Source organism: Microvenator marinus (assembly GCF_007993755.1).
In the GTDB taxonomy this organism is placed as follows: domain Bacteria; phylum Myxococcota_A; class Bradymonadia; order Bradymonadales; family Bradymonadaceae; genus Allomicrovenator; species Allomicrovenator marinus.
Window position 1 is genome coordinate 1,258,112 of the sequence record NZ_CP042467.1, and the last position, 18,074, is coordinate 1,276,185.

At 56.9% G+C, this 18,074-nt stretch carries 17 protein-coding genes; all 17 read left to right on the forward strand.

From position 1 onward, the window contains the following. Positions 1-7 precede the first annotated feature (7 nt). Complete coding sequence (locus FRD01_RS05335; RefSeq protein ID WP_146958320.1) at positions 8-1,135, forward strand: hypothetical protein; 1,128 nt, start codon at positions 8-10, stop codon at positions 1,133-1,135. Between the two features lie 77 nt (positions 1,136-1,212). Further along, positions 1,213-2,541, forward strand: coding sequence for an APC family permease (locus FRD01_RS05340; RefSeq protein ID WP_146958322.1), 1,329 nt, complete (start codon positions 1,213-1,215; stop codon positions 2,539-2,541). Beyond that, positions 2,531-2,926, forward strand: a complete 396-nt coding sequence (locus FRD01_RS05345) for a hypothetical protein (protein WP_146958324.1) — start codon at positions 2,531-2,533, stop codon at positions 2,924-2,926. Before FRD01_RS05340 ends, FRD01_RS05345 begins: the two co-directional genes overlap by 11 nt. A gap of 6 nt (positions 2,927-2,932) precedes the next feature. Further along, positions 2,933-3,706: a sodium:solute symporter family transporter gene (locus FRD01_RS05350; RefSeq protein ID WP_146958326.1), complete on the forward strand. Its 774-nt coding sequence runs from the start codon at positions 2,933-2,935 to the stop codon at positions 3,704-3,706. A gap of 54 nt (positions 3,707-3,760) precedes the next feature. Then, positions 3,761-4,051 carry a type II toxin-antitoxin system RelE/ParE family toxin gene (locus FRD01_RS05355; RefSeq protein WP_146958328.1) on the forward strand — a complete coding sequence of 97 codons (291 nt, stop codon included), beginning with the start codon at positions 3,761-3,763 and terminating at the stop codon, positions 4,049-4,051. Between the two features lie 11 nt (positions 4,052-4,062). Then, positions 4,063-4,371: a HigA family addiction module antitoxin gene (locus tag FRD01_RS05360; RefSeq protein WP_146958330.1), complete on the forward strand. Its 309-nt coding sequence runs from the start codon at positions 4,063-4,065 to the stop codon at positions 4,369-4,371. Between the two features lie 2 nt (positions 4,372-4,373). Beyond that, a complete protein-coding gene (locus FRD01_RS05365; protein ID WP_146958332.1) occupies positions 4,374-5,522 on the forward strand; it encodes an ATP-binding protein in 1,149 nt (382 codons plus the stop codon). A 6-nt stretch (positions 5,523-5,528) separates the two neighbouring features. Beyond that, positions 5,529-9,020, forward strand: coding sequence for a DUF5682 family protein (locus FRD01_RS05370; RefSeq protein ID WP_146958334.1), 3,492 nt, complete (start codon positions 5,529-5,531; stop codon positions 9,018-9,020). Beyond that, positions 9,017-10,753 carry a hypothetical protein gene (locus tag FRD01_RS05375; protein WP_146958336.1) on the forward strand — a complete coding sequence of 579 codons (1,737 nt, stop codon included), beginning with the start codon at positions 9,017-9,019 and terminating at the stop codon, positions 10,751-10,753. Before FRD01_RS05370 ends, FRD01_RS05375 begins: the two co-directional genes overlap by 4 nt. Before the next feature lie 70 nt (positions 10,754-10,823). Beyond that, complete coding sequence (locus FRD01_RS05380; protein ID WP_146958338.1) at positions 10,824-13,055, forward strand: NADP-dependent isocitrate dehydrogenase; 2,232 nt, start codon at positions 10,824-10,826, stop codon at positions 13,053-13,055. A 61-nt stretch (positions 13,056-13,116) separates the two neighbouring features. Beyond that, positions 13,117-14,037 carry a prenyltransferase gene (locus FRD01_RS05385; RefSeq protein WP_146958340.1) on the forward strand — a complete coding sequence of 307 codons (921 nt, stop codon included), beginning with the start codon at positions 13,117-13,119 and terminating at the stop codon, positions 14,035-14,037. After that, on the forward strand, positions 14,034-14,687 hold the full coding sequence (locus FRD01_RS05390) for a ferrochelatase (protein ID WP_146958342.1): 654 nt from the start codon (positions 14,034-14,036) through the stop codon (positions 14,685-14,687). Before FRD01_RS05385 ends, FRD01_RS05390 begins: the two co-directional genes overlap by 4 nt. Continuing rightward, the gene (locus FRD01_RS05395) at positions 14,684-15,292 is read left to right on the forward strand and encodes an ATP-binding cassette domain-containing protein (RefSeq protein ID WP_146958344.1); all 609 of its coding nucleotides are present in this window, start codon (positions 14,684-14,686) and stop codon (positions 15,290-15,292) included. Before FRD01_RS05390 ends, FRD01_RS05395 begins: the two co-directional genes overlap by 4 nt. Further along, entirely contained in the window at positions 15,199-15,498 is a 300-nt protein-coding gene (locus FRD01_RS05400) for an ABC transporter permease (protein WP_146958346.1), read from the forward strand. The genes FRD01_RS05395 and FRD01_RS05400 overlap by 94 nt, the downstream gene beginning before the upstream one ends. Then, entirely contained in the window at positions 15,495-16,367 is an 873-nt protein-coding gene (locus FRD01_RS05405) for a prenyltransferase (protein WP_146958348.1), read from the forward strand. Before FRD01_RS05400 ends, FRD01_RS05405 begins: the two co-directional genes overlap by 4 nt. Continuing rightward, a complete protein-coding gene (locus FRD01_RS05410) occupies positions 16,358-17,053 on the forward strand; it encodes a lycopene cyclase domain-containing protein (protein WP_146958350.1) in 696 nt (231 codons plus the stop codon). Before FRD01_RS05405 ends, FRD01_RS05410 begins: the two co-directional genes overlap by 10 nt. Before the next feature lie 4 nt (positions 17,054-17,057). Beyond that, positions 17,058-17,951 carry an AEC family transporter gene (locus tag FRD01_RS05415; protein WP_146958351.1) on the forward strand — a complete coding sequence of 298 codons (894 nt, stop codon included), beginning with the start codon at positions 17,058-17,060 and terminating at the stop codon, positions 17,949-17,951. Positions 17,952-18,074 lie beyond the last annotated feature (123 nt).

The following is an 18,074-nucleotide window of genomic DNA, read 5'->3' on the forward strand; positions in this document are numbered from 1 at the left end:
AAATGTTTTGCGATTCGCTCACCTACTACTACTGGGCCTCTTCTTCACAATCGGTTGTAAATCGAAAGCGCCCGGTGCCGAACGGTTCAAGGGCTCCATGGAATGTGAAACGTTCGCAAATGTCCCCGACCTCCACGAACAGATCAACTCGTGGCAAGTCTTCGAATCGGACGGTCAAGTCCATGTCGTAGCTCTAGGCTGGAAAGAGATTTCACATCTCTCCTTCAATGGAAAAGCATGGAGCAAGGTGGATACCTTTTCGCACGGATCGGAGACAGGTAGGGTTGTGGAGGCGATCGGAGCAAAGGGCGGGGTTGATGTCTTTTTCTACAACGAGTCGGGCACGTTTCATGTTCGACGAACCTCTCTAGGCTGGGGTAATCCCCTCAAGCTGCACGACAAGCAAATGGATGTGGAGGCCACGTTTCATGATGGAAAGCTCTATGCAATCTCGCGTGATCCTATCTTTGAAAGCGAGGGTAAAACTCCCTTCGGCGAGTATGCCATTCGAGCGTTTGATGGGGACAAATGGTCTCCACCAGTATTCTTGGGCGTTCGTTCAAGCCAGGTTCCTCCAAATTCGATGCACCTACTATCTCACAGCGGACAACTCCACGCGCTCTACTTCTCGGTGTACGAAAAGACCTCAATGCACCCCGGAGAGTATGAATCCCACAACGATGCAGTCATTTATCAGAACTTAAGTGCTGAGGGCTGGAGTAAGCCCGAAGAAATTGCGGGACCTTACGCAAGACCGGGCAAACTCCATGTGCTCGACGGCAGGGTTCACGTCTCCTTTGGCGACTTTAAAAATACTCTCAACATTGCTCGGCAAGAGCCTGACGGCACGTTTAAGACTTTGGAGGATTCGCCGTTCGAAAAGATGGAGGCCCCTTCTCTACGGTCGTTCACCTCAGACGGGAGGCTCCTCTACAAACAGAACCGAACAGCCATGCAGGCAACAGTCATTGGGTCGAGTATCGAAAAGAAAGAAATCCTTAAACAGGGAACGAACCAGACAAACTACTGGCTCGTTGAAGCAATCGCGGAACAAGGACACGCCGATTTTGCCATTGCGCCCAGCGGCAATTTAGGGCAACTCGCAACCTACTGTCCAGGACCCACTGAAGGTTGAGTGGCTGCCTTTCTCCCCTCATGCCAACGCAGATTCAAAGTCTGGACGCAACTGGATCGATTCGATAGATTCTTGCGATGCAAGACATCATCAGAGGTATCGCGATGCGCGTCGAGTCACGCGACTCAGGGCTTGGACTACTTTCTGGGGTTGGACTCGTCATCGCGAATATGGTGGGAGCGGGAGTATTCTTAAGCGGCGGCTTCATGGCGCAAACTCTGACCGCGTCGCAAATCCTGCTTTCATGGGTGGTCGGCCTAGGAGTCGCTCTCCTCGGCGCACGTGCCTACAGTGCACTCGCCACTGAAAACCAGCGCTCAGGCGGCGAATACCGATACCTGCACGACTACCTCCATCCGTTTCTCGGGACGCTTTCGGGGTGGGCCTCTCTACTGGTGGGATTCTCGGCCACGATCGCCATCGACGCATGGGCGGCCGGAGCATTCTTGAAGCGCGTATTCCCAGAGGTGGAGCCGCGAGTCGTAGGACTGATTCTGCTCCTCGCAGTCACGGTCGTTCACGCGGGGAGGCTCAACGTTTCCAAGATTTCGCAGAACGCACTCGTGGGGCTGAAAGTCGTCTTTGTCTTTGCCTTCGTAGGATTTGGCCTGGTACTTGGTTCATGGGCTTGGCCCACCTGGACCCCACCCAATCCGAGCGAGTCCTTTCCCTGGCAGAGTTTCGTCTCCAACCAGTACTGGGTTGCCTTTGCCTTCAGCGGCTGGAACGCCTCGATCTACATCGCACAAGAGTTCAAAAGCCCGGCACGAGACGTACCCCGCGCGATGCTCATCGGCGCAAGCCTCGTAGGCGCACTCTACCTCGTTATCAATTGGATCGTTGTGGCAAACCTAGACCCCGCCACCGCCTTTGGCGTGGTGCGCTACGACTCTGAAAAAGTCACGCTCGCCCATCTAGTGATGGAAACACTCGTGGGTCCAACGGCGTCCATGTTCGTCTCACTCGCCGCCGCGGGCGTCTTCATCTCGGCGCTGAGCGCCATGGTCATGCTCGGCCCAAGAGTCTACTCGGCCATGGCTCAAGATGGCGCACTCCCCAAAATGCTCGCTTTCGAGGGCGATCACCCGCCCAAATCCTCGTTCGTGCTGCAATGCGCAATCGCCGCGGCGCTGGTCTTGAGCCAGACCATCCTAGACATCATCACAAGTGCCTCGGTCGTCCTCATGATCTTCTCGGGTCTGACGTGTCTCACGGTGGCACTTGGCCGCGTCAAGGCCCCGATGAGCGCAAGAATCTGCGGCGCACTCTACACGCTTGCGGTAGGCGTCTTCCTTCATTTTGGAGAATGGACCTCCGCCACCTTCTACACGGTTGGCTTCATCGTCGCAGCCGCGCTAATTAGTCAGATTCCAAGGTTCAGAAAAGGAGTGGCAGATGGCCAATGATCTCAAGAAAATCTACGTCGACTTTGACGGTGTGCTGCACGCATACGAGCAACCATGGTCCGGCCCAGCGGAAATCAAGGATGGACCAGTGGTGGACTCGAATACCGGCAAAGACGCCATCCAATGGCTCACCACACTCTTGCAATCCGGGCATTTCGAGGTGCATATCTATTCGCGCAGGTGTTCGAACCCAAAATCCGGCGGTATTGGCGCGATGACTCAGTGGCTGATCGACCACGGACTCGCCGCGCGATATCTCAAGAGAATCAAGTTCGCGACCGGCAAGCCGGACTACTTTTTAATCATCGATGACCGCGCGATAGGCTTCGACGGTCATTTTCCTCAACCGCACGAACTCAAGGACTTTAAGCCCTGGAATCGCTGAGCGTTTATGCAAAACCAATTCGCGTCTCCGGCAGAGCGACTCACGTTCATCCAGACCGACTCTTTTGCGAGTTTTGTAACCTGGTTCGGCGTGCTTTGTGCCGGGGCGCTCGGCAACATCCCTTCTCAGGATGTAATGCAACGCGTGTTTTCTGCACGAAGCGTCAAGGTGGCTCGAATCGCCTGTTTCAGCGCCGGCACCCTCTATCTCACGCTCGGCCTCGTCCCCATTTTGATGGGCCTCGCCGGCCATATGCTTTTTGAAGAAGGCACAGCCACGCTGCCCAAGCTCGCGGCGCTCTTCCTGCATCCCGCGCTCGCGGTGGTTTTCGTGGTGACACTGATGAGCACCGTGCTCTCCACCATCGATAGCGCCCTGCTCGCCCCGGCCACTGTACTTTCCCGCAATGTTCTGGCTCATATCCCGCGCTTCTCTCACATAAACCCACTGCGCCTAACTCGCGTATCGCTGGCCATTGTGGCGGCTTGTGCCACGGGCCTCGCGTACTGGGGAGAATCCGCCTACGCCATGCTCGAGTCCGGTTACGAACTCGGCATGGTGAGCCTGCTCGCCCCTCTGGTCTACGGGGTCTACCTCGAATCCCCGTGCCCTAGAGGTGCCATCGCCTCGATGCTCAGTGGAACCTTGGTCTGGCTGCTCCACGCGATCGTCGGCTGGGAGAGCTTCTTTAATCTCTCCGAACTCCTCCCTGTGGGTCTGAATTGCACCGCCCTATCTTTTATGGCCTACTGGCTTTTCAGGACTCGCACTTCTTCATGACGTGTTGCGCTGAATACCTCACAATGGTATACCATCCCTTGGGAAGGGTCGAACATGATAGTTTCCTTTGATGATGGTACCGCCGAGGAGTTTTTCAACACTGGAAAAATTCCCCGGAAACACTGCCGCTGGATGAACGTTAGCAGGATCGTAGCGCGAAAGCTCGACATGCTGAACGCTGCAGCGGAGCTAAGCGATTTGCGAAGTCCTCCTGGAAACCAACTTGAAGCACTCAAAGGCTCCTTGGATGGCAAGTTTAGCATACGAGTCAACGACCAGTGGCGGATTGTCTTCGGGTGGACCGATGATGGACCGGAAGAAGTGAAAGTGGTGGACTACCACTGAGGAGATTGAAAATGAGACGAACTATAAAGCGAAAGCCCACGACACCTGGCGAGATGCTATCCGAAGAATTCTTGATTCCCGCAGAACTCACGCAATCGGAATTTGCTCTGCATCTCGGAGTCGATGTCAAAACTATCAACCGATTGATAAACGGGCGAACACGATTGACGCCTGCCTTGGCATACAAAATCGCGGCAGCACTCAATACCACGCCGGACTTTTGGATGAATCTTCAAATGGCTGTAGACCTTTACGATGTATCGGCCGATTCAGCACCACTCCCTCTTCCACTACCGCAATTCCAACATCCTCAAGGATAGCCATGTCAAACGCTCAAAGCCCACCCGCCGAATCCGTTTGGGCCGAAGAACTCGCCTTTCTACAAAAGTTTGACGACGGCCCGAGGCCGCCGGGTTGGCGCCTGACACCCCGTGCCGTGGTCACCTTCATTTGCGGCTCCAACGAACCGCTGAAAGCTGGAAAAGGAAAGGCCAACGAGCTGCAAATCACGCAAAAATTCGTGGGTCCAAAAGATCTGATCGAGCGCTCGGTCATTACGCTTGCGGGTGAGCGTGGCCTCTTATTGGTAGGCGAGCCGGGAACGGCCAAGTCGATGCTCTCGGAGCTCTTGGCGGCGGCTATTTCTGGAACCAGCGCACTCACGATTCAGGGCTCAGCCGGAACCACCGAAGACCAGCTCAGGTACGGATGGAACTACGCCATGCTCATGGCGAATGGACCCACCCCCGAGGCGCTCGTGCCCTCGCCCGTCATGACCGGTATGCGAGCAGGCGCCATAGTACGCGTTGAAGAAGTCACGCGCTGCCTTCCTGAAGTCCAGGACGCGCTCATCAGCATCATCAGTGACCGCCGACTCGCCGTGCCCGAGCTTGCGGAAGGGGAAGGGGCGCGAATCGAGTTCGCCGAGCCAGGGTTCAACGTGATAGCCACGGCAAACCTGAGAGACCGCGGCGTCTCCGAGATGTCGGCAGCCCTGAAGCGCCGATTCAACTTTGAGATCGTGCACCCCATAGCCGATCTCGCCCACGAAAAAGCCCTGGTTCTAAGACGCGCGAAATCAGTCGTTACGCGCACCGGAGTTGGGTTCAACGTGGATGAAGCTGTGCTCGAAGCCATCGTCACGGCGTTCAGAGACTTGAGGTCGGGCCGAAGCGCCGAAGGCTGGGCTGTAGAGCGGCCATCCACTGTGATGAGCACCGCCGAATGCGTGGCAGTGGCCTCGGATATCGGCCTTCAAAACGCCTATTTCGCGTCTGATCGAGACCCTCTCTCGCTCGTGCCCTCGTACCTCTTGGGCGTAGTCCTCAAAGACAACCCTGTTGACCGCTCCAAACTGCTGGCCTATTGGGATAGCACGGTGAAGCGCAGGGCGGACTCAGGAGCGCGCCTCTGGAAACGCCTCCTTGAATTGCGAAATGTCGTGGAACAAGCCCACGCTGAAGCATTCTGAGGAACTATGGGCCAGGACGCTCAAAATCTAGAGAAGCTCGCGAGGGCTGAACTAGCCGACCTCGTGGCGTGCAGGACACCGCTCCTCATCGGTGTTCGCCATCATTCGCCTGCACTTGCGGCCGCGATTCCTGAGCTCTTGGCGGACTTCAACCCTGACGTCATTCTCATCGAACTGCCCATGGAGTTCGAGCCCTGGCTTCAATGGCTTGGACACTCGGAAACTAAGGCCCCCGTCGCCCTTGCGTCGGTAAACAAGGCTGGCGGAGGCCTTAGTTTCTATCCATTTGCGGAGTTTTCTCCGGAGTTTGCGGCCGTGAAGTGGGCCGTGGCACACAGCGTGCCGATCAGACCCTGTGACCTACCCTCAGGGGTGCGCGTGGATTTGGCCAGAGAGCCGCACGAACACTCCGACCAACCCACTATCTCAGCCGCACTCGAGACGCATTTTCATTCACCGGATTTCGAAAGCCTTTGGGACCGCGCGGTCGAGGTTCACGCTGCGGATGCCGACGCCGAGGCGCTTCGAAGGAGCGCGCTCTACATCGGCTGGGCATTGCGCCAGGACGCCGAGGGAGTTGTGCCTGAGGTGGATCTGATTCGCGAAGCTCATATGCGCAAAGTGCTCGCGGAGTGTCCGGGCAAACGTGTGGCCATGGTCATCGGGTCTTTTCATGCACCGGCGATAGCCAAACCGCCAGACTCCTCGCCAGATCTGAGCGCTGCGGCCCACGAAATGGTGACCTCGTTCATTCCGTACTCCTTTGAGCTCTTGGATTCGCGCTCAAATTATCCGGCCGGGATTCGCGATCCGATGTGGCAGCAACGGGTCTTAGAGGCGCATCGTGCCAAGGCCAAACTCGATGACACCGTTGCGGACGTCATCGTGCAAATTTGTCGGGAGATCCGCCGTGTTGGGCATATCGCAGGCGTTCCAGACGCTGACGCGGCTTCACGTATGGCCATGGATTTGGCGGCCCTTCGCGACCTCCCGGGCCCCGGCCGCCAGGAAGTCGTGGAAGCTATTCAGTCAGCGCTCGCGAGGGGCGAAATCGGCGGTCGTGGACGGATTTTGGCTAACGCGATGGACACCGTGATGGTTGGGCGCGAACGCGGGAAAATCCCAGCGGCGGCGCCAAAATCGGGGCTATCAGCCCATGTGCAAAATCTCTTCTCCGAGCTCGGATTGCCCGGCCCTTCGACACGTTCAGAGGCCCCCACCACGCTCAGACTCGAGCCCATGCGAAATACGCGCGACCGCGACCGCCATATCGCTCTGAAGCGCCTTGCGTCATGCGCAATTCCTTACGCCAAGGAAGGCCAAGTTCAAGGTCTCGGCAACGCCGAAGCCGTGTCCACATCGTGGGAAATTCAATGGCAACCAGGCACCGACGCCATGTTGGAGCTCGCCGGCATTTGGGGTGTCACACTCGAACAAGCCACCCGCGGTGCCATTCAGCGAAGAGAAAGCCAGCTCAAGCTCGACGAATCCTTGACGCCTTCGGAAAGGTTGAGGGTTTTGACCGAATGCGCGGATTGCGGCCTCGTGGACATGGTCCAAGAGCGGCTCGACGCCCTTGAAACTGAGTTCGTCAACGAAGCAGACCTGACGGCCCTATTGGGGCTGATGCGCTTTTTCGAGCGTATTCACGGCGGTCATTTCCCTGCCCTCAACTCCGACTCAACGCTTGTTTTGCCACCCCGCGCCCCCTTCTTGGCAGCCGCACTGCGCGCCATCGAGGGCTTGATCGGTAGCGAAAACGCGAGCGACGCCGCAGACCTTATGGAGATCGTGCTCCTCGTTCGGGCTCAGCGAGAAGAAGAAACGCTCGGGCTTGGACGCCTCTTCTATACCCTCAAGACGTTTAGGACCGAGGCCTCTCCACTCATTCAGGGGGCTGCGACCCTCGCGCTTCGCGTCTGTGATGAGTTGGAGCCAGAGAGATTTGTGGAAGAGACAGGAGCCTGGATTGACGCTGGTGTGGACCAGTCAGCCCGCCAAACCATGAGCGGTCGCATCAAGGGTCTGCTCGTTGCCGGTTCGGGAATGTTTGAGTCCGATGCTTCGGATTTACGCGGCATTTCGACCCGGATTCACACCATTGAGGACGAGGCGTTTCTCGAGCGACTCCCGGCCCTTCGCGAGGGTTTTGACGTTCTGACCTATGGTGCACGTGACCAACTCCTCGAGTCGTTGCAAGACGCCTTCCCGAAGGCGCTGGACCCACGCGGTGCGCGTGGTTTTGAGTTCGAGGAGAATGCAGCGTTTATCGCGCTCCTTAAGACAGCCGACCATCGAGCCTTCACGCGTGCTCAGGAGATTTTTGAGGCGCCAAGACAAGCGGAGTTCACAGACGTTCAGACGCCTGAAGAAACCTTGGGCGCCACCTCGAACTCGCTGGATCCCCTCACCCGCTGGAAACTCATCCTCGGGCGCCAGAAGGACCGCCAGCAAAATGCAGGCTCGGTGGCGCGTGCCTTGGACCAACTCTACGGGCAAGGCCAAGGCGAAGGATCAGGACGCGGCATCGGGCAAGGTGGTGGCCAAGAAGACGCCTATCCTTCCATGCGCGAATGGACCGAAGATATCGAAGCCCTCTTTGGTACTAAAGTCCGCGAAGAAGTCATGGCGCGCGCCATCGAACTGGGCCATGCAACCGTAGCGTTCGAGCTCGAAAACGCGCCCGTAGAGCCCTCAATCGAGCTTCTGGAAGGCCTGCTTTCGCTCAAAGGTAGTCTCTCCGAGTCACAAATTGCGCATTTGAGACCCTTGATTCGCTCGGTCGTTCAAGCCCTCGTCAAAAAGCTCGCAAACCGCATTATGCCTGCCTTAACGGGCATTTCGACCCCTCGCCCGACTCGCCGAAAAGGCGGTCCAATTGACTTCAAACGCACCATCGGGGCGAACTTAGACCGTGCGAGACGTGACGAAGATGGCGTGGCACGTATCGTACCGGACAAGATTTACTTTAAGACTCGTGCCAAACGATCTCTGGACTGGCATATCTCCATCGTAGTGGACGTCTCCGGCTCCATGGAACCAAGCGTCATCTACAGCGCGCTCATGGCTTCGATCCTTCAAGGCCTGCCTTCAGTCAGCCTTTCATTCATCGCGTTCAACACCCAGGTTATCGACCTTTCTCACCTTGTCGACGACCCATTATCCCTCCTCCTAGAAGTGGAAGTTGGAGGCGGTACGCATATCGCAAAGGCGCTCAAGTACGCGAGAGAGCGAGTTAAGGTTCCAAACCGCACAATCCTCGCGCTGGTCACGGACTTTGAAGAAGGTTGGTCGGCGGACGGCATGGTCCGCGAAGCGCGTGTTCTGGCCGAGAGCGGCGTCCACCTCCTTGGTCTTGCGGCATTAGATGACTCAGGCAAACCAAGGTACAACAACGCGCTCGCGAGCCTAATGGTCGCAGCAGGTATGCCTGTTGCGGCGCTCACTCCGATGGAGCTTGCGGAATGGGTCGGCGATGTCATGCGAGGCAAGAAATGAAAAAGCCAACCATCTCGCCGGACGCACTTGCGCAGATTACCGAGGCCGTACCCGGCCGAATTCGCAAGAAATTCGATGCTGCACCTGATGCTGCCAACGCCTGGCAATGGACAGAAGACGGCGCTGATTTTGTGATCGCAGCCGATGATCAAACGGTAAAACTGAGCGGCCCATCCATCGCAAGCCCTGAGCAAGTCTCGTGCACCTGCCTCTTGAGCCCTCGATGTTTACACGTCTTGAGCGTAGTACAGACGCTCGCGCTCGATGACGCAAGCCCGATTGAAGTAGCGCAACCAGAGCCCGTTGAGGTGGCTGAAACACCTTTTGAAGGCCTCGATGCGGCACAGATTGAAGCCGCAGAAATAGCATGGAAAGCGGCAGCAAACCTCCTTGAGCGCGGCATAGTACATGCCACGTTGACCCAACATTCTGATATCTTACGAGCGCTCCATCTGGCGCGCCTGCGGGGCCTTTGGCGCCTGAGTGCGGCGGGCCAAAGGGTCGCAGAATCCATGCGATTTTTCCGTGAGAAATCGGCGGCTTTTGACCGGGGACTTTTCGCAGATGAACTCCACGAATTCCTCTTAGTCGCGCACATGTTGCGAACTAAGCCCTCGTTGGAGTGGGTCGGACGAGCACGCCGAAAGTACGAGGACGCCGGCTCGCTCAAACTTTCGGGGCTTCTTGGAGAACCCGTCGTAACGCGCACAGGTTACGCGGGCGTAGTCGTCTATCTGACCGATGGAACCCAGTGTTGGACGCTCTCGGATGTGATGCCTGGCGATGCTTCGCGTGTTTCAGGTGCATGGAAGGGTGGCTTGTCGATTGGCGATATCTCGATGTCGCCGATGCAACTCAGCCGCTCAGGACTTCTGGTTCAGGGCGCCACGGCTAGTCCCGAAGGACGTCTTGGTTCAGGCCAAAAAGTCAAGGCCGTCACTACTTCTGGGACTCCGCTAGCCGAACATCCAAAGTTTAAGATTGCGCTCAAAGATCAGATCCAGGCGATTTTTGAGGCCAAACAGGCTGGTACGTTACGTGCCGGATACGACTTCTTATTTATCTGTGCTGAGGTGTTGGGTGGCTCACAGGATGCATTGATCGTCAGGAGCCTCAACGCTGACGGAAACAACGCTATATTGAGAGCCGTGCCGGCAAACTTCGTCGCGGCCCTCAAGTATGCGGACAACACGCGCATGCTCGCGCGAGCACCGGGCCTAAGGTTTAGGGCTGTAGTTCGACTTGTCGACGCAAAGATCGATACCATTGAGATTCTGGCCATCGCACCCGAATTGGACGTCGAAGAAGGCGAAGTCACGCTTGAGTTGCCACCCGAGTTTGAAGGCCGTTTGAGTTTTGGGCTCGATGCGATCAAGCCAGAATACGCCGGTGCCAAACTCTCTGCGCCCCACCCCGTTCAGTTTGGAGCCATCGATCTAGAGTCGGCAGCCCAACTATTGCGGCGCCGCGTGGTTGCTGCCGCATATGGCGGCCATATTGCAACCCAGGCTGCCGCCCAAGGCATTCAACGAGACGTGGCGAGGCTCTCTTCGTGGATGATGAACGGGGCGAGTTCTGAGCTTTCTGCCCTTTTAAGCGCCTCGCGCCCCAAAGAACGCACGCTTACCGGGGAGCTCGCCACTTTGGACGAAAACGCCCTCGCGCTCGCGTGGTGCCGCACTTCCACCTTCCTAAACTTACTTCGGGAAGAAGTTGTCCGTGCGGGCTATTGACGAAATGGCATGAACTGCGCTTTAAGGTGGGCAGTTTTTCCTTCCCCTTTTCCAGCTAAGAGAGGCGACCATGAGTAACAAGCCCACCATTATCTACACAAAGACCGACGAAGCCCCAGCGCTCGCCACATACTCCTTTCTCCCGATCATCCAGGCGTTCACAAAGCACGCCGGAATCAACGTTGAGACGCGAGACATCTCGCTTGCGGGCCGCATCCTCTCTCAGTTTCCTGAGGCTTTGACCGCTGAACAACGCGTCGAAGACCACCTCGCGGAGCTCGGTGCACTGACCAAAAAACCTGAGGCAAATATCATCAAATTGCCCAATATCAGTGCGTCGGTGCCGCAGCTTGTGGCTGCCATCAAAGAACTTCAGGCACAGGGCTACAAACTCCCCGACTACCCTGAGAACCCGGAAACCACCGAAGAAAAGGACGTTCGCGCACGCTATGACAAGGTCAAAGGCAGCGCCGTGAACCCCGTCCTTCGCGAAGGCAACTCAGACCGACGCGCTCCCAAAGCCGTCAAAGAGTTCGCTCGTGAGAACCCCCACTCCATGGGCGCGTGGAGCAAAGACTCCAAGAGCCACGTCGCTACCATGCAAGGAGGCGATTTCTTCCATAATGAAAAATCGCTCACGCTCAAAGACGCTACCACCGTGAAGATCGAACTTGTCGGCGAAGACGGCTCCACTCAAGTGCTGAAGGACGGCCTCAAGCTTCAAGCAGGCGAGGTCCTCGACACCACCGCCATGAGCAAAGACGCGCTCGTCAAGTTCCTCGGCGAGCAAGTCGAAGACGCGAAAGCAAGCGGCGTGCTCTTCTCATTGCACATGAAAGCCACCATGATGAAGGTCTCCGACCCCATCATTTTCGGCCACGCTGTCCGCGTCTTCTTCAAAGAACTCTTTGAAAAGCACGGCCAGACCTTTGACGAGCTTGGCGTCGACCTCAAGAACGGATTCGGAGACCTCGTCTCGCGTATCCAAACCTTGCCAGCAGACAAAAAAGCAGAAATCGAAGCCGATATTCAGGCCACCTACAACCGCGGCCCAGCGCTCGCGATGGTGGATTCGGACAAAGGAATCACAAACCTTCACGTCCCAAGTGACGTCATCATCGACGCCTCCATGCCAGCCATGATCCGCACCTCAGGCCAAATGTGGAACGCCGAAGGAAAGACCCAAGACGCAAAAGCTGTTATCCCTGACAGCTCCTATGCGGACGTTTACCAAGAGGTCATCGACTTCTGCCGCACCAACGGCGCACTCGACCCGAAGACCATGGGAAGCGTTCCAAACGTGGGCCTCATGGCGCAGAAAGCCGAAGAGTACGGCTCACACGACAAGACCTTCGAAATCCCCAAAGCTGGCACGGTTCGCGTGGTCGACGCAGACGGCAAGGTGATTAGCGAGCACGCGGTCCAAGCTGGAGATATCTGGCGCGCATGCCAAACCAAAGACGCTCCTGTCAAAGACTGGGTCAAGCTCGCCATCTCTCGCGCTCGGGCAACCGGCGCACCTGCAGTGTTTTGGCTCGATCAGAACCGCGCACATGACGCGCAGCTCATCAAAAAGGTGAACACCTATCTCAAAGACCACGACACCAGCGGTCTTGAGATTCATATCAAGTCGCCCAAAGACGCCACGCGTTTCTCGCTCGAGCGCATCGTCAAAGGCCAAGATACCATCTCGGTCACCGGCAACGTGCTTCGCGACTACCTCACCGACCTCTTCCCGATTCTTGAGCTCGGCACCAGTGCCAAAATGCTCTCGATCGTACCTCTGATGAACGGCGGTGGTCTTTTCGAAACAGGCGCTGGCGGCTCGGCTCCAAAGCACGTGCAGCAGTTCAACTCGCAAAACTACCTGCGATGGGACTCCCTCGGTGAATTCCTCGCGCTCGCCGTGTCCTTCGAGCATTTGGCAGACACATTCGACAACCCTCGCGCTCGAGTTCTCGGCAAAACCCTTGATGAAGCTACCACCCAGTACCTTCTTCAGGACAAGTCGCCAGCACGACGCGTAGGTCAAATCGACAACCGTGGCTCACACTTCTACGTGGCCAAATTCTGGGCCGAAGCACTCGCTGCTCAGGAAGAAGATGCCGAACTTAAGGAGATCTTCACGCCTGTCGCACGCGCGCTTAGCGAAAACGAAGAGACCATCAACGCCGAGCTGATCGGCGCTCAAGGAAGCCCCGTGGACATCGGCGGATACTTCCATCCGAACGACGATCTCGCGTTCAAGGCCATGCGCCCAAGCAACACCCTGAACCAGATCATCTCAAACCTTCACGGCTAATCTTTGCTGAATCTGAAGCCTTTCAGGCGCATCTAGTTGATGCGCTTGAAAGGCCTGGACCATGAACTCCAAATCAACATTCCAACGCTGGTTGTTCTCTATTAAACCGGCGAGCTGGCCCAAACTCTTGGTGCCCGCTACGCTAGGTTTGGCCTTGGGCATCAGCACAAACGGGCTGGACATCCGGGCGGTCGGAGTCGTCTACGTCTTCACCATTCTCCTCGGGCTCTTCATCGTCTGGATGAACGACTGGGCAGACCAGCGCGTAGACCGGTTCAAAAGAGAGATGTTTCCAGAGTCGTCACACAAGACAATCCACGACGGCTATCTGAGCGCAAATCAGGTATTTACGGCCGGAAGTCTAGCGGGTTTGGGCGCTATCGCGTGGGGTTTTCTCGCAGCGCGCCTCCTCGATAACCCCAACCTCGGAATCGGAGGAATCATCTGCGTGGGCATCTTTGTGGCCTATTCGCTTCCACCCATAAAACTTAACTACCGTGGCGGCGGCGAACTTCTAGAGACCTTTGGCGTTGGACTTGCGCTCCCACTCTTTGCCGCCAGCACCATGGGCTTTGACCCCCGTTTTGTGCCCTGGCCAATCCTCGGGGGTTGGGTCGCTCTTTGCCTCGCGAGTGCACTCGCGAGCGGACTCTCCGACGAAGAAAGTGACCGAGCTGGCGGGAAGACTACCTTTGTGACGGCGCTTGGTAACAAGACCGTAAGAATGGTCATCGACTTGATGGGCCCCACAGCAATCGTACTCACACTCATCGTCGCAAAGATCGGGTTTTTGCCGCTTTGGGCAGCCCTCGTTCCCTGCGCATTTCTCTACTTTCACTGGCGGGACGTGAAAAAACTCAGTTCCAACGCGCTCACCAACGCCTTTGACGAGCAACGCTCCTACAAGCATGCTCTACACCTCGCCATTTGGCGTTACGGTCTCGTTTTGTCCATTTGCATCATCCTAGCGGTACATCTATGAACGAACGCCGCACGCTGGCTCCTGGGGGCTCTCACGCACGTTGCACCTCTGAGATCGCAACGCGACTCGAGATCCCGACCGAGCTTGAGAAGGCCTGGCTCGAGTCTATGACCCTCATTGTCGACGCAAGCCAACTTCATTTCCCTGAGACTATCTTTTGGGATTTTGACTTCCTCGGAGCTGCACTCTTGGCAGAATACCCTGACGCCAACGAACTGAGGTTTCGAGCCGAGCAAATCGTTGGATTCCACAAGGTTTACGGGCAAAACTCCATCATCCGCTTTCGCTATGTGCACGACTTTACATATGGGTTTGACTGGGCCAAATGGGTAGGTCGAGCCCCAGAATTACGTGCAGACTTTGGGCCTTTTTCGCCGGAGTTTCTGGACCACGTCCAAAATCGCGGGCAGGAGTTGCTCCAGCTCATCGAAGAAGACGACGAGACCTATCCGAAGCTTCCGGACGGAAACCCTCGAAACCCCTTCGTCTTCTCGAGAGAACCCTCCGAAGAAACCAAACTCTTCGAGACGCTGGCCGAACGAAACCTCCTACCCGTAAAGGCATGGGAGACCGATTCTGAGGCCCGCTGGCAGGAGCCCTTTGCCAAGCTTCGCGAAGAAGTGGCTGCCGAACTTGGCATCACCAAATGAGCCTTTCCCTGCGCCAACTCCATGTTCAGCGCGGAGAAACCCACGCCCTCAAAAACCTGAGCCTGGACATCCCTTCGGGCGCTAGGGTTCTCATACTCGGCCCAAACGGAGCCGGAAAGACCACGCTGCTCCGCGCTATTGCGGGCCTCGTCACCCCCAAAACCGGCAAGATAGACGTGAGGGGCAAAATCGGTTGGTGCTCGCAACATGAGTGCCTCTGGCCGGACCTAACACCCGCAGAACACCTCGAGCTCTTTGCGGAACTTTTAGGAACTTCCCCACTCACGCGAGAGCGACTCAAGAGTGTTGACCTCGAGACCAAGTCCAATGCCCAGGTCCACACACTCTCGGGGGGCATGCGCCGACGCCTTTCTTTGGCGCTCGCGTTGCTCAACAACCCAGAAATCCTGCTCCTCGATGAACCCGATGCCGGGCTCGACGCGGACGGTCAGGTAAAACTCGCAAACCTCCTCTTTGCCGCTGCAAAAGACCGAACTCACACCTCGTTCTCTTGCTCAACGCTGCGGCGTGTGCGGGCCTCGGGGTTCTTTGCGCAAGCCTCGCAAAATCGGTTCCGCAAGCCATGGTTATGGCATCTACTTTGATGTTCCTTCTCATGCTCTTTTCTGGAATCGTCTTCCCCATGCCGGACTATCAGGTTCTACAAATGTTGATTCCAAGGCATGCTGTGCTCGCCCTTGATTCCGACGCCACGAAACATCTCTCGTGGTCCGCGGGACTCTTCATAGCTTACACCCTGGGCGCTTGGGATACTCTTGGGTCGAAGTGGAAATCCAAGGTGAGTTCATGATTCGCACGTGGCTAAAAGCGGCTCGGCTCCCGTCCCAGTCTTACATCGCGTTGCCGCTCTTGCTCGGCCAAGTCCTCGCGTGGGCGGCTACTGACACCTGGTCGTGGACCGTTTTTGCGCTCGTCCAACTCTTTGGAATCACGGACCAACTCTATATCGTCTGGGCGAACGACTACGCAGACCGCGACACCGACGCCCAGAATAATACGTTCACAATCTTCTCGGGGGGCTCAAGGGTACTCGTTGACCAGAGCCTATCCCCAAAGACCCTGCTCCGCGCTGCACAAGCCATGGTGCTGCTTTCGGTCATCCTGCTTGCAACGCTGGCCTACCTTGTGAACCCGCTAATCTTCCCGATCGGAGTGACCGGTCTGATCCTGCTCTGGGCCTACAGCTTTAAGCCGCTAATGCTCTCGTATCGAGGCGGCGGCGAGCTCCTACAAACCCTCGGTGTCGGGCTCGTTCTGCCGCTTATCGGCTACATGGCTCAAGGCGGAGATTTATTTGGCTTCCCCTGGGACTACCTCGCGATTCTCCTTCCGCTAAACCTCGCCACGGCCATCGCCACGGCGCTACCTGACGTCCCCTCGGATTCGGCGTCCAATAAGCGCACGATCCCCGTGAAATTTGGTCTCGAAATGGCTATCTGGCTCATCGTTGGGCTCGTCATCGCCGCAAGCGCGCTCCACGTCTGGCTCCTCGGTGAAAGAACGTCCGTGACGGTGCCCATCGCCTGCGCTTTCATCATCTCCGCGGTCGCCTTTAAACAACCGAAACCCGGCGATTTCCAACTGAGTATCGTGGTCTTCTTCTCAATTCTCGCAAACCTCGGCTACGTCGGCACCTTGATCGCCTTCACATGGATCTAATCTCTACCTACCCGTTCCTGGTCCTTTGCCTCCTCCTCTGGGTGCCATCAGCGGCTCTCATCGCCTTGCGAAAGGATCTCAGACCCGTACAACTCAGAATCGGCCTGCTTTCGCTACCTTTCGCCACCACCGAGTGGATGTTCTATCCCGACTACTGGGCCCCAAAATTTCTCTTCGACCTCGTCGATATTATCGGATTCGGTATCGAAGATTTCCTCTTTGTTTCTGCCCTCGGTGTCTTCTCCTCGAGCGCATGGTTCGTGGCGACGGGCAAGAGCCTTGAGTCAAAAGCGAGCTCCATCAAACTCTTGACGAATCGTGCCAGCAAATTGCTCCTCGTCTGCGCCATCCTTGTGGCTCTTTGCTTGATTCTAGGAATCCCCATGATTTGGGCATCGCCCATAATCATGGCGGGCCTGACGGTCTTCATCGTCGTCAAACGCTGGGACCTCTTGCGACCCGCCTGGCAAGGCGGTGGCCTCGTTTGTGCCGTCTATACAGCAATCTGCCTCGTGCTCGCCGCACTCATTCCGGACGTGTTCGCCCTCAACTGGAATGTCGAAAAGTTTTCTGGAATCTCCATTTTGGGAATTCCACTCGAGGAGTATACGTACTCACTGACCGCTGGGGCACTCGCCACCATTTTCTACCCCTACGCGTGGTCATCTCCTGTGCTGAATAGGTAAGCACGTGTCGACTCTAGTCCTACTCGTCATCTGCATCAGTTTTGGCGCCCTGCTGCGCGCCAAGTACTCAGGTCATGCAAGCTTGAATACCTGGGCCCGAAACTGGGTCATCTGGATTGCTCTGCCAGCGATGATTCTTCGTGAATTGCCGCGAATGACCTTTGATATCAACGCACTCTGGCTCTTCTCCGTGGGTATCGCGGTATTCGTCGGTGCCATGGTTTCTATCGGCGTATTTGGGAAACTCAGGTCGTGGTCCAAGGCAGAGATTGCGGCCATGATTTTATGTGCGGGGCTCGGGAACACGAGCTTTGTGGGGCTCCCCGTGATGCGTCTCGTGTTTGGCGAGTCTGCGGTTGGCCCGGCGCTGGTTGTGGACCAGTCGAGCTTTGTGGCCCTAGCGTTGGGCGGCACCACCATCGCCGCGTGGGGCGCAGGCAAGACGCTTTCCGTGCGTCAAGCTGCCGAGCGTATCCTCCTCTTTCCGCCTACCGTCGCGGCCCTTTCATCACTCGCCCTCGCACATGTGGGACTGGCACCATTTGAGTCCTATCTGGACGACACACTCTACGCCATCGCCCAGACCTTGAGCCCAATCGCCCTCTTTGCTGTCGGCCTTCAATTCACAGGCTTTCGCTGGAACAAGCCCGAGCAACTCGCCGTGGGACTAACGTGGAAACTCGTCCTCGCACCCCTGGTTATTCTGGGCTTTGCCGCGTTGACTCAGACCCAAGACCCCATTCGCGCTATCGGCATCCTCCAGGCCGGCATGCCGCCGATGGTCACCGCGGCCATCGTCGCAGAATCCGAAGGCCTTGAGCCCGAACTCGCAAGCCAAATGGTAGTCACCGGCCTTCTCGCCGCCACACTCACGCTCACCGCCTTTTCGTTTCTTTAGCGAATACTCCACTTCTGGCCATCCCTTACTCCACAAAGCAAAATGTCCCCCAACCTCTGCACACCCCACAAACACTGGCTCAACTGCATCACCGCATAACATTCTGACCGGTCGGTCCTTTTT

What these genes read in the sequence shown, in the direction of transcription:
- FRD01_RS05340 (WP_146958322.1), top strand. Translation starts at nt 1,213, where the DNA reads ATGCAAGACATCATCAGAGGTATCGCGATGCGCGTCGAGTCACGCGAC.
- FRD01_RS05345 (WP_146958324.1), top strand. Translation starts at nt 2,531, where the DNA reads ATGGCCAATGATCTCAAGAAAATCTACGTCGACTTTGACGGTGTGCTG.
- FRD01_RS05350 (WP_146958326.1), top strand. Translation starts at nt 2,933, where the DNA reads ATGCAAAACCAATTCGCGTCTCCGGCAGAGCGACTCACGTTCATCCAG.
- FRD01_RS05355 (WP_146958328.1), top strand. Translation starts at nt 3,761, where the DNA reads ATGATAGTTTCCTTTGATGATGGTACCGCCGAGGAGTTTTTCAACACT.
- FRD01_RS05360 (WP_146958330.1), top strand. Translation starts at nt 4,063, where the DNA reads ATGAGACGAACTATAAAGCGAAAGCCCACGACACCTGGCGAGATGCTA.
- FRD01_RS05365 (WP_146958332.1), top strand. Translation starts at nt 4,374, where the DNA reads ATGTCAAACGCTCAAAGCCCACCCGCCGAATCCGTTTGGGCCGAAGAA.
- FRD01_RS05370 (WP_146958334.1), top strand. Translation starts at nt 5,529, where the DNA reads ATGGGCCAGGACGCTCAAAATCTAGAGAAGCTCGCGAGGGCTGAACTA.
- FRD01_RS05375 (WP_146958336.1), top strand. Translation starts at nt 9,017, where the DNA reads ATGAAAAAGCCAACCATCTCGCCGGACGCACTTGCGCAGATTACCGAG.
- FRD01_RS05380 (WP_146958338.1), top strand. Translation starts at nt 10,824, where the DNA reads ATGAGTAACAAGCCCACCATTATCTACACAAAGACCGACGAAGCCCCA.
- FRD01_RS05385 (WP_146958340.1), top strand. Translation starts at nt 13,117, where the DNA reads ATGAACTCCAAATCAACATTCCAACGCTGGTTGTTCTCTATTAAACCG.
- FRD01_RS05390 (WP_146958342.1), top strand. Translation starts at nt 14,034, where the DNA reads ATGAACGAACGCCGCACGCTGGCTCCTGGGGGCTCTCACGCACGTTGC.
- FRD01_RS05395 (WP_146958344.1), top strand. Translation starts at nt 14,684, where the DNA reads ATGAGCCTTTCCCTGCGCCAACTCCATGTTCAGCGCGGAGAAACCCAC.
- FRD01_RS05405 (WP_146958348.1), top strand. Translation starts at nt 15,495, where the DNA reads ATGATTCGCACGTGGCTAAAAGCGGCTCGGCTCCCGTCCCAGTCTTAC.
- FRD01_RS05410 (WP_146958350.1), top strand. Translation starts at nt 16,358, where the DNA reads ATGGATCTAATCTCTACCTACCCGTTCCTGGTCCTTTGCCTCCTCCTC.